11 protein-coding genes are annotated in these 11,880 nt (G+C 38.0%); 5 read left to right on the top strand and 6 right to left on the bottom strand.

The features are described from left to right. The first annotated feature begins 28 nt into the window (after positions 1-28). The 4 genes from MKZ16_RS17050 to MKZ16_RS17035 all read left to right on the top strand — a co-directional run bounded on the left by MKZ16_RS17050 (position 29) and on the right by MKZ16_RS17035 (position 4,026). On the top strand, positions 29-241 hold the full coding sequence (locus MKZ16_RS17050) for a DUF896 domain-containing protein (RefSeq protein ID WP_036676956.1): 213 nt from the start codon (positions 29-31) through the stop codon (positions 239-241). Positions 242-520: 279 nt separating this feature from the next. Next, positions 521-1,459: an alpha/beta hydrolase gene (locus MKZ16_RS17045; RefSeq protein WP_076106736.1), complete on the top strand. Its 939-nt coding sequence runs from the start codon at positions 521-523 to the stop codon at positions 1,457-1,459. A gap of 146 nt (positions 1,460-1,605) precedes the next feature. After that, entirely contained in the window at positions 1,606-3,483 is a 1,878-nt protein-coding gene (gene asnB / locus MKZ16_RS17040) for an asparagine synthase (glutamine-hydrolyzing) (protein WP_076106733.1), read from the top strand. Positions 3,484-3,498: 15 nt separating this feature from the next. Further along, complete coding sequence (locus MKZ16_RS17035) at positions 3,499-4,026, top strand: putative immunity protein (RefSeq protein ID WP_081393459.1); 528 nt, start codon at positions 3,499-3,501, stop codon at positions 4,024-4,026. 824 nt (positions 4,027-4,850) lie between these two features. On the opposite strand, the gene MKZ16_RS17030 is transcribed toward MKZ16_RS17035, so the two are convergent. The 6 genes from MKZ16_RS17030 to MKZ16_RS17005 all read right to left on the bottom strand — a co-directional run bounded on the left by MKZ16_RS17030 (position 4,851) and on the right by MKZ16_RS17005 (position 10,647). Beyond that, positions 4,851-5,453, bottom strand: a complete 603-nt coding sequence (locus MKZ16_RS17030; protein ID WP_076274568.1) for a HAMP domain-containing sensor histidine kinase — start codon at positions 5,451-5,453, stop codon at positions 4,851-4,853. 182 nt (positions 5,454-5,635) lie between these two features. Continuing rightward, entirely contained in the window at positions 5,636-7,135 is a 1,500-nt protein-coding gene (locus MKZ16_RS17025) for a dienelactone hydrolase (RefSeq protein ID WP_036676986.1), read from the bottom strand. Between the two features lie 272 nt (positions 7,136-7,407). Beyond that, on the bottom strand, positions 7,408-7,641 hold the full coding sequence (locus tag MKZ16_RS17020; RefSeq protein ID WP_076106729.1) for a transcriptional regulator: 234 nt from the start codon (positions 7,639-7,641) through the stop codon (positions 7,408-7,410). A gap of 386 nt (positions 7,642-8,027) precedes the next feature. Then, on the bottom strand, positions 8,028-8,777 hold the full coding sequence (locus MKZ16_RS17015; protein WP_036676991.1) for a MerR family transcriptional regulator: 750 nt from the start codon (positions 8,775-8,777) through the stop codon (positions 8,028-8,030). Further along, a complete protein-coding gene (locus tag MKZ16_RS17010) occupies positions 8,752-9,678 on the bottom strand; it encodes a DUF2268 domain-containing protein (RefSeq protein ID WP_076106726.1) in 927 nt (308 codons plus the stop codon). The genes MKZ16_RS17015 and MKZ16_RS17010 overlap by 26 nt, the downstream gene beginning before the upstream one ends. A gap of 417 nt (positions 9,679-10,095) precedes the next feature. Next, positions 10,096-10,647, bottom strand: coding sequence for a TetR/AcrR family transcriptional regulator (locus tag MKZ16_RS17005; RefSeq protein ID WP_076106724.1), 552 nt, complete (start codon positions 10,645-10,647; stop codon positions 10,096-10,098). 147 nt (positions 10,648-10,794) lie between these two features. Between MKZ16_RS17005 and MKZ16_RS17000 the strand changes: the two genes are divergently transcribed. Further along, entirely contained in the window at positions 10,795-11,718 is a 924-nt protein-coding gene (locus tag MKZ16_RS17000; protein WP_339814310.1) for a 2-dehydropantoate 2-reductase N-terminal domain-containing protein, read from the top strand. Positions 11,719-11,880: the final 162 nt, after the last annotated feature.

Raw genomic sequence — 11,880 nt, 5'->3', positions numbered from 1 at the left:
AATTAAAACTAAGAAAAGAGGAACATAGATGATTACAAGTTTGACTCGCATCAATGAATTAGCTAAGAAAGAACGTGAAGTAGGTCTGACACAAGGCGAATGGGTTGAACAGATCGCATTGCGTGAAGACTACCTGCGTGAAATTCGTGGACAAGTTCGTAACAGTCTTTCTGGAGTGACAATATTAGATCCGGATGGAAATGATGTAACTCCTGAGAAGCTTCGTGCAGCGCGTAAATAATCAATGAACTAATAAGTGGAAACTACACCTTTAGAAAACGTTGAATTGGCCTATGGTTAATCGACGGATAACTAAAGGTGTTTTTTTGTTATTCCAATCTTAACAGAAGCTTAAATCGTTATCATTAGGGGCTGTTGAAAGTTAAGAATCAATTAAACTTGCGTTACACAGGATCTAAGACTGGATTGATAGAATGGAATAGACAAAAGATAAGGGATAACAAGAAGGGGTGCAGAAGTTCGAGAAACTAAAAGAAACATCAAGGAAGGAAATGAAAGTATGAAGAAAACATTATTAATTTTACTTAAAGTAATAGTCGCTATAGTCATACTCATAGCACTTTTTCTGGTCATCGTTTTTACAGTCAATGTGATCAGCAATAAAGTGGAGAAAGGAAAAATAGAACCCTATGGTCAGCTTGTACCTGTCGACGGGAAAAAGATGAATGTAACCATACAAGGGCAAGGCAAGGAAACGGTCGTGTTACTCCCAGGGTTTGGAACCGCATCACCCGTAATTGATTTCAAACCACTTGTAGATGAACTGACTCCTTTCTATAAAGTTGTAGTAGTTGAGCCGTTTGGTTATGGACTAAGTGATGTCACCACAAAAGAACGAACGGTCGACAATATAGTGAGTGAGCTTCATGAAGCTTTACAAGAATTAAAGATAGATCGTTATATTCTGATGGGACATTCTATAGCGGGAATTTACGGACTGGACTATGTGAACAAATACGAAAACGAAGTTAGTGCATTCGTAGGCATCGACAGCAGCGTACCCACACAAGGGGGCAACGATGAAGAATTTCCATCTGGAACCTATAAGCTGCTTAAAAAATCAGGATTTATGCGATTGATGGTAAAACTCAACCCGGCCCAAATCGTTACACCAAGTGATGATGAGGAAACTAAAGAACAAAATAGAATGATTTCACTTAAAAACATGATGAATCCTAATATCATCAGCGAAGCAGAGCATTTTAAAAGCAATTTCAAAGCCACGGAAACATTAAATTTCCCTAAAGATCTTCCTGTTATTTTCTTCCTTGTGAAAGAAAATACGGATGTTCCAGGCTGGGAATCCCTGCATAAAGAACAGATAAAAGACTCCTTACACGGGAAATTGATGTTGCTTGATGGGGAGCATTATTTGCACCATACCCGATCTAAAGACATTGTCGAGAACTTTAGAAGCTTTCTGGGAGAGATAAAGTAAAAATGAATGAGAAAAGCCTGCTAATACAGGCTTTTCTTTTTTATATTTTCAAATAAGTGAATCCTTTAGAAAAAAATGATAAATTTATCAAAGCAATTATGGGCACTCTATATCCTAATCTTTATAATAGGAAGGACTGCCAGAGTATGTGTGGAATAGCAGGAATATTAAAATATAATGGACAGCCACCACATGAAGAAACCTTAAAACAAATGACAGGGGTTATGAATCACCGAGGTCCCAATCATGAGGGAGTATGGCTCGATTCTCGCATTGGACTTGGTTTTCGCAGATTGTCTGTAATTGATTTACGTGATGGCAATCAACCGATGACGAATGAAGATCGTACTCTTTGGATTATTTTTAATGGTGAAATCTATAATTATAAAACACTACGAGATCAACTTAAGCTAAAGGGACATCACTTTCAGACGCAATCAGATACAGAGGTCATTGTGCATTTATTTGAGGAATATGGCAAGGACTGTGTCCATCATTTACGTGGAATATTTAGTTTTGCGATTTGGGATCTTAAGGAACAATCTCTTTTTGCTGCTAGAGATCATTTCGGGATCAAGCCTTTTTATTATTACAAAGACGAAAATAATCTTTTATTTGCTTCGGAAATTAAAAGCATACTTGCAGTGAAAGGGGTACCCAGAAAGCTTCAGTATCAAAGTTTATTCAGCTACTTAACTTTTCAGTATGTCCCGCATCCTGATACGATGTTTGAACACATTCATAAATTAGGACCTGCAGAGCGAGTATTTGTTAACTCGGAAGGTGAAATGAAGATCGAGAAATATTGGGAACCCCATTTTCAACCGGTAGTACGATCTTTAGCAGACTACGCAGAAGAAATTCAGTGGAAATTGAAAGAGTCTGTAAACCTTCATTTACAAAGTGATGTGAATAGAGGATGTTTTTTGTCCAGTGGAATTGACTCTACAGCTATAGCTGCAATGATGAGAACAGAAGAATCCACCAAAACCTTTTCAATTGGATTTGAAGGGTTGAACAATGAAACAATCATTGCAAATCAAACAGCAGCCAAACTGGGGACAGATCATTATTTTCACATCTTATCGCAAAAAGACTTTTTTGAAAGTATCCCGAAAACGGTCTGGCATCTAGATGAACCTGTAGCGGATCCTTCTGCCATTGCACTCTATCATCTAAACCAGCTTGCCAAAGAACATGTTACGGTTGTCCTATCAGGGGAAGGCGCTGACGAGTTATTCGGAGGATACAGAATTTATAGAGAGCCAAATGCTTTAAGACCGATAACCTGGATGCCTAACTTTATAAAGGATTCGTTACGAAAATCATTATCCGTATATCCCTATCATTTTTATGGGAAAAATTATTTACTTCGAGGTCTGACACCTTTAGAAGAGCGATTTTTCGGTAATGCGAACATCTTTAACAAAACCGGCAAGATGAATTTGCTCCACGGGTCGGTACACGCTCAGAATAGCTTTTTACATCCCGCGGATATCGTTAAGCCTTTTTATGATAAGACAGCTCACCTAGACCCTACGACAAGAATGCAGTCTATTGATATGAATTTTTGGTTACCTGGAGACATTTTATCAAAAGCAGATAAGCTGTCTATGGCACATTCATTGGAATTAAGAGTCCCATTTTTAGATAAAGAGGTTTTCGAAACGGCTAGTAAAATACCTGTATCCAATCGGATTGGGCAAAAAACAACAAAACTTGCTTTGCGTAAAGCTATGGAAGGAATCGTTCCGGAAGCTATTGTGAATCGCCCGAAACTAGGATTTCCTGTGCCCATTCGTGATTGGCTCAAAACTCCAATTTCAGATATAATGTTTGAACAAATCCGCTATAGTGGCATTGAAGAAATATTCAATATGAATATCATCGAAGAGATGTTTACCCAGCATCGGAGTAATAAAGGCGACTATTCGCGTAGAATATGGCTAATTTACATTTTTTCAGTATGGTACACTCTTTTTATAAAAGAAGATCTGAAGCAATTAAATAGTGCCGTATTGTAATGGGGGAGTGATTCGTTGAATATTGAGGAATATGCATGGAATAAACATGAACAGCAATTAAGAGAAACTAACATGTTTACTTATAGTAGTCCAAAGATAAAGATTGTAGATAACCATGAATTAAGAAATTGGCTTGAAGAAACGCTTGAAGAGCTGCCGCAGAAGTTTCTGGCCAAATGGGCTTTGAAAGTAGCAGTTGAGCACCTGGATCATCTGGACCAGCAGCTTGTAAATGACCCGCGGATTGATTTAGGTATAGAAACGCTAGAAAAGCGTATAACTGGTGAGATTAGAGCCTTTGATTTAAGAAAAGTTGGATTCATAGTCAATGAATTGGCCAAAGAGTCCACAACCGAGGTTAGTAAGTATGCTGCCCGTTCTTTTGCACAAGCCATTGCAACTGGACATATGAGAGGACATGCTATGGTTTGCAGTGACTATGCAGTTAAACTAGTGAATTACATATCAGAACATTCTTCAGTTGCAGAGGCAGCTACTAAAGAACGGGAAAGACAATTAAGGATAGCTGAAGAGTTGCTTTGAAATTAAAGCTTTAAAGATGAACATGTATGAGGATGATTATAAAAGTTAAATAATGGTAATAGTCAATTTATATAATCAAGAGTTATGTAATCTAATGCAACAATAAAAACATTATCAGCACTTAAAGTTTTATGCGAGACTTGATGAGCTTTAAAGCTTAATACTCGTTTAAGATAAAGCGATTACTAAATAAGAATCAATTGCTTATGAAAGGGCAGCTATTTTGAACAGGTTTGAACATTGATTAGATAATCATTAATAGACAGTAAATTGGCAATAATTTGGATCAAATTGGTTGGTTCCTTTAATTTATATACTACTTCCTCACAAAACCCGTATTTTGTACATATGTCACTAAGATGCATTCTACTTAGACTATACATAGATCTATAATATGACAATCTAGGGGTTTATATTATTTGATCTATTTATCACTTCCTCTTTCGAGTTCCGAGCAATAACCACATCATTAATTAGAGCCTTGCGATTTCGACTGGCCATATCAATTGCTCAGAGTTTCATCAACCACTTATAGGACGACACACAAATGCATTTAAAAAAACTGTTGAGCTGATTCAACGGTTTTTTTGAAATTCCTACAAGGCATCACATCCAAGTTAAACATTGAGCGATAATCACCCTTTGTTTATATGCGCTAATAACCGGTAGCGAAGCCATATAATCTTCTTCGCTTATTGCACAGTATGTACTAATTTCTTCTTTTTTGAAAAGATTAGATAATAAAGAACTTTGCTGCGTTCTGTAGATATCCCCAAAAGTCCCGACAACAATTGTAAGTCTCTTTTGAAGAGTACTATTATTATTTAACTAATCACCGGAAAACGAATCATAACTGTCGTACCACACCCTACCCCGCTGCTAATGTGGACAGTACCTTGATGTTGATCGACGATCCAACGTGCGATCGATAGCCCTAGACCTGCTCCATGATCCCCTCTACTTCTAGAGGAATCTCCCTTATAAAAGCGATTAAATACGAGTGGTAATTCATGTTCCGAAATACCCACTCCGTTATCCTTGACGGTTACAAGAACTGATTTCCCCTGCCTAAGACACTCAAGATCGATTTGCCCATCCGCCTGCGTAAATTTAATGGCATTGTCCAACAAAATCATGAACAACTGTATGAGACGATTCTCATCTCCATTCATGAGCAATTCCGAGCCTTCGACATGAAGCTGTACCCGCAACTGCTTGTAATCCATTATTGGCTCCATTTTTTTGGCGATCTCTTTAATGATCCCGTCAATACGAACAGGTGTGCATGAGATAACTTCCTCATGTGAATCGCCTCTTGCCAGAAGAAGTAGGCCGTCTACCATGTTGCTCATTCTTTTGGTTTCTTTCAGAATGACTGAAATTGGAGCACTTTCTTCCTCGATCGTATGATCGGGATGGCGTAACAATATTCTACTTCGGCTACGGTACTTAAAAGGGTAAAGTTAACGGGTGGCCGTTAGCTTAATAAAAAGACAGCCGATCATCTAGACGGCTGCTATCGTGTATGGATTGATCGATCATTCCCCGTAAGCGTAATGATGTTGCTTCAGTCTAAAATAACTGCAATCATATTAACCTGCTCCGTAATTTATAGCGAGGTTACGAACTTCACCTCCGGAAAACGGCTATCCGGTCCTTTCATTAAGATTCCGTCTTGATTTTTCAGATACATATCGAAGAAATTCAGCATATAGGTATTGGTAACGGAGTCCGCTCTATCGGGCTCAATCTTTCCTGTAATGCCCAGCATTTTGAAAATCGGAGAAATGAACTGTACGTCGGTAAAATTCAAATGCTCCGTATTTTCGATATAGAGGACTTGTCCCCCTTCGTCGACCGCTTTGCGCATCCGTTCTAGCTCTAACTTTTTATCTTCCGTTACTTGATCCTCCCACTCTCTGGTTGAGCCTATACGGTTAATTTCTGCATCCGTGTAGACCCGGTTATCCATCACCATTTTTAATTTTTCAAAATAGCTTTCCGAGTTGAGGAATAAAAACGGTTTTTGCAGTCCCTCTCTTTCACGCAAACGATAAAGCCCTCCATCTAGGTCTATGCCAACCGCGATTCGCGGATCGTAAGAAGCGTCATAAGCCGTTGCTCCACCGATAGAATGACCGAACACCCCGACATGGTCGAGATCAATCCAGCCTTTTAGATGACTTGGAATCTGCCCCGATTGGATAAGTTCGAATTGGTCCAGCACAAACACCACATCGTCGGTTAAAACTTTCCCTAACTTGTCGCGATTTCCGCTTTCCGTCCGATAATCATGGTCAGGCGAGAATAAGTCGTTGGTTGTGCTGGTCGTGATTCGACCGTCCGGAAACTCGGTTGCAGATGTGTTGTAGGTGTGGTCGATCATTGCCACGATATATCCGTGACTCGCGAGATATTCGGCTTGCGACGTGTGGAGGAACCTAGAAGAGCCGTTGCCGGGATTCCCAAGGATCAGTGGGTATGAAGTCTTTGCCGTAGAGATTTCCGCTTCCGAATATGCATGACTGGATACGTACTTCAGGTGTTGAAAAGTAAACCCGGGAAGACCATAGTTCGCGGCCATATAACTTAAAATCCGCGTATCGGGAATAAAAGCAGTTCGCTTGCCACTACCAGCTTGAGTCGGATACCATACCTGAACCATCAATTCTCTTTTACCCTCTCTTGCTTTATCAAAAATCTCTTCCCTATTGGTATCCACAAAATGAAACGTTTGCGTTCCTACCTTAAATATGCCTGTCAGTTCAGGGAGTTTAAACACAGGAAAAGTATACATGAGGACCGCTGTTCCGACCAGCATGATCGCTATAGCGGTATAAGCTGAACCCAACAGGAATCGAGGGATTTTTTGGAAACTGCTTTTTTTAAAATAACTATAACTTGAAATGGCTAAAAAAAAGACCGTTATGCAATATGATAAAAACAGCTGCACTCTGTATCCTTCCACCGTCCAATGAATGACCAGTAAAACTGCGGCGATCCCGCTTGCAACGAATACTGGAATTATACGCTGACCTTTTTTTAATACAACTGTTAATACAAACAAACTGATGTTTGACAAATATAGCAATAATTCAAACAATCTCATCAAAAGTCTCCTTTAAAAAAAATTTCATTTTCATTTGTTCAAATCATTCCTGCCTAGCTAGCCTAACCTCCCCTCCTTTTGCTGCTTCAGTATAAAGACGGTTTCTCAATCCAAAATGTATCAGTTTCGTTACTGTAAACTGCTTATTAGCTAATGAAAAGGCAGCCGATCATTTGACCGGCTGCCTTTTCATTTTGATTGAGCTATCGTTTATCATTAACTAGCTTAATGGATCACATTTGTAGTTTTAATGCAACCTACCACTTATTCCCTTAATCTCCCTTTACTTCATTATCGTTCGGAATTAATTCATACAAGGCACGAACATCACAACCGATGGAATCGGCGATCGATATGGCAATTTTGAGTGGCATCACTCTTTTGTTTTCAATAAAGTCGTAAACTCGTTCCGGTTTAAAAAGCAAGTCTTTTGCCAGCCATTCCGCTGACTTTCCGGATTCCATCAATCGTTCATTCAGTAAGCAACGTCCTAGTTCAAATTTCAAGAAGCGATGACCTCCCGTATAAGATAATACTTAACCTTAAGCGTTGTCCATTGCCAGCATGAATATACTTCATAAAGAGTCCTATAACGATGAAGTTCCCCATGCCTCTGCCCAATTGTTGGGCGAGTTCCATCGCGGGCCTTCGTTTCCCGTTAGTTCAACCGTGTTAGACTCCGAAAAACTCTTTTATCTTCAGCCAAGACTCATACCAAAATGTTTTCGATTTATATGGTATGGCGTTCTCTATCTGTTCCTCATTTTTTATTATAAAAACTGCATTATCTGTGGCTTTCAAATTATTTATCTTGGCTGTCTTTTCTATATTGTTCCTCTCTTCTATCTGCACACTCCGCTTATCAACCGAAGTTTCAAACGAATTTTCCTGTTCACGATTGAGATATATGATGCATAATAGCACTGTGTAGAAAATCTGCAAAATCCTCATTGCTATATTGATTAAAGTAGTTATTGAATCGTACATCGAATTTATAAGTATCGGCAATGCAAGCCAGTAGCTCTTTATCACATGGCATGAATTGCATTAGATTTTTTTTCCACTCCTTGATTAATCGCTGAACTTCATCGGAGGAAGGATGCTGATCGACACAAGACGCAATTTGCTTGAATACTTCCTCCATCGATTGAAAACGTTCATCTATTTCATCTTGTGATAGTTTATCCAACGTTTCATTAAACACATTATACGCTTCTGTTTCACCATAGATGAATCTCGCCTCATTTGCATATTGTTCTTTTAATGGCAAAACGGAAGAATTGTTGAAAATTTGCAAATTACTAATATCATTCCCCGAAACGTATTCTTCGAGAGCAACCATGATGGTTTCTAGTCTTTGTTTTCTCGAAAATAAGGTTTGTCTCTGCTTCTTTAATATTTGATTCTGTTCTTGCCTGGTCAGCTTTAAAATGTCCGCAATTTCTTTCAAGGAAAAATCCAATTCCTTTAAGAACAAAATAGTTTGAAGTTTTTCCAAACTGCTTCGATCATATAAGCGATACCCTTTTTCCGTCAGATGTGTCGGTTTAAATAAATCAATCCTATCGTAATAATGCAAGGTCCGGCTTGTAATGCCTGTAATCTGAACAATATCTTTAACAGCTAATAATGGTTTCTTCATCCCAAAATCCTTTTACTTCGTCTAGTATTTGAGCAGCAGGTGTTATTGTGGCCTCAAAGATTGTTCTTCCTGTTTTTCTTAAATAATATTGGATTAAATAATATCCGCAAGCGTAGCCAGCACTATAAGGCATATTGACCGGTTCAAAGTTTTGAAGTTTGGCGATCTCGTCACCGTAAAGATACGGAGCAAATTTATCAAACCCTGTTAATTGCAATTGCTCTCTAAGGACAGGTTTTATGCGCCTGTTAAGTGTGTCTGCGTTTGTTTTCGTTACCCAAGGGCCGAGCAATTCTTCGCCAAACATGAACATAGCATAGTTTTCAGCTAATCCTTCACTTACAATGAGCTCGCCCAAATTAACGGTGTGATCCCACTGAATAAATTGATATCGCACATTATGGTTGCACTCGTGCGCCAGCGCAGCCTTCATTCGAGAAATCGTGTACTCATTTGGCAAGAGTGTACCCCAGATAAACCCGGGAATGCCCCCAAAGCCACTATATCCTTCGTTTATTGTTAAGGCACTGCTTTCAGGATTCCCTAGTTGAATGGTAAACAAATATTCGGATACGGGGAGACTTATTTCATGCTCTATAAATAGACGGAGGCTTTTCCTTACCGCGTGCTCACACTCTAACCAAAAAAAATCTGATGAAATCAACTCTACCTCAGATGAAATCTGCTGGGTAATCTGATCAGGGGATCGATGCATTATACTATTAAACGTAACAACGTCAAAACCATTCCCCTCTTCAGCTCTAAAAGGGATCTGTTGAATTTGCCATTGTTTCATAAAGGGAGCCATCATTTCATTTCTGAATAATTCAAGTTTTTCCTCGGGCGAAGCTTGGGCAACTTTTTGATAAATGTGGTCTGAACGCAATGTTTTTATGTTCATATCTCTCACTCCTAGTCGTCTATAGTGAGAATTATGCACTATGACCTAACGTCATAGTCAAGGGATTTGGATCAAATACTGAAAATTAGGTACTTTTATCGCCAGTTATATAAGTTTCTTCCCAGATGGTTCTCCTTTGCCTTAATAATTATGATTACACTGTTGAATAAATTGTTAGATACGAATTTTTTTGAAAAAGGTTACAAACAATTTCGTTGATATTTCAATATAATAGAAACTGATCGTATGGAACGTCGCTCAGTAAATATATAAGCAATAACGCCCTATCTCGTGCTCTATAACATCGTCCACCTTAAGAGTAAGTTAGGTCAGTTTTTATGGAGTATATTGTGTAAACAAGCTTATGCGCGCTTATTTATTGTTATAGAACATATGGATTTGGTTTGAATGACAGACTCATTCGTTAAAATAGGGCGTAATCCCTTTTGAATATAGGTTCTCCACTAACTTGAAAAATTCTTCTGACGACAAATCCTTTTGACGCTGGAGCCAAAGACGAAACAAAGAAAGAGCAGTTGTCAGGTAAAACTCAATGAAGTATGGCGTTAAGGATTGGTTTTGCGGAACGTTTAATTCTAATTGATCCAAAGTGATTTCTTTCTTTAAGCGTTTTAAAAAACGGGCACTTCCATAATCACCCAAAAGGGCATTAAGAACCAGGAGATGTTCTTTTTTATCCAGACAATTGAGCGTATCTTGAACCGTATCCTTCGATAGCTCTTTATTCGCCAATTCTTTTTTTATGTCATTCAATAAGTCATTTTCAACAGAGTCTAACAAATCGTAAATGTCGGTAAAATATTGATAAAAGGTGCTGCGGTTATATCCTGACTTATTCGAAATTTCCTGAATCGAAATTTTTTCAATCGGCTTTTGGCTATATAACTCACAAAAAACTTCTACAAACTTTTGTCTTGTTTTCTCCGTTATTTGGGGTTGCTTTTTCATGTTACCCTCCTACTAGTGAATAAGAATATCATCCGACAAATCATAAAAAACTGATGGTTGATCAAGGAATAATGAAGATTTATAATCACATCATACAACATGTTGTCGGATAATCAAAAGGAATATTAATAAGTAGGGGTGGTTTATATGTCGGCAAAACAAGATAGAATTTTAATTTTTGGTGCAGGTGTCATCGGGAGCATGTACGCAATAAAGCTTATTGAAGCAGGGTTTGACGTTAGCCTGTTTGCACATTCGAATAGATATAAATCATTAAGAGAAAATGGCCTGCAGTATATAGAAAAAGGTACAATTAGATCGATACAAGTGAATGTCATTGATACGCTCGAAAATGACGATGTATACGATTTTATTTTCGTTACCGTTCGTTATGATCGGTCCGAATCAGCATTGTTAGCGCTAAAAGATAATCAAAGCAAAAATATAGTTACGATGATTAGTAATTCAATTGGATTTTCTTCGTGGCTGGATATCGTAGGGGATAGACTTTTACCAGCTTTTCCTGGCTTCGGCGGACAGATTAAAGATGGAGTATTGCATACTCGATTTCTACCAAAGTTTATAGCGGCAACTGCATTTGGAGAAATTAGTGGTGTAGCGACAGAACGCATAGAAAACCTTGCAAAATTATTTAAAACTGCAAAGCTTCCCTACGTTATTAAAAAGGATATGCAAGCGTATTTAATCACACATTCCGTATCAGATATTGCCATGTTGAGTTTTTTGCATTCTGAGAATAAGATAATTGACAAAAAAACAGCCAGAACCAGAAAGACGGCACGCAAAATAACAGTCACTTTAAAAACCTATCTAAGGGCAATACAAAAAGCTGGCGTTTCAATTGATCCATCAATGCTTAAAATGGTGCTGAAATTTCCAAACTTATTTTTGGATCTTTTCTTTATGACATGGCTAAGAACTAAAATGGTTAGGGATATGATGTTGCCGGATTATGCGAATAATGCTAACAATGAGATTGTACAGCTGAGTAATGATTTAATGAAATTTTTAAGTCAAAATGATATCAAATCGGAAATACATGTTCAGTAATTTTTTGTTAAAATAGTATGGTGATTTTTAATTTATTTTCATTAAATCCTTCAATTGGGGTTAATCTAAATATGAAAATCGAAATATATAGTTTTTTCGTAACATCCTTGACTAAACTAACGGGAAACGATAATTGAACAACAACAGCGGCAGTCTAAGACT

Source organism: Paenibacillus sp. FSL R5-0928 (assembly GCF_037970385.1).
In the GTDB taxonomy this organism is placed as follows: Bacteria; Bacillota; Bacilli; order Paenibacillales; family Paenibacillaceae; genus Paenibacillus_AQ; species Paenibacillus_AQ odorifer.
The sequence above is the reverse complement of the archived record's forward strand: the minus strand, read 5'-3'. Positions and strand labels throughout refer to the sequence as shown.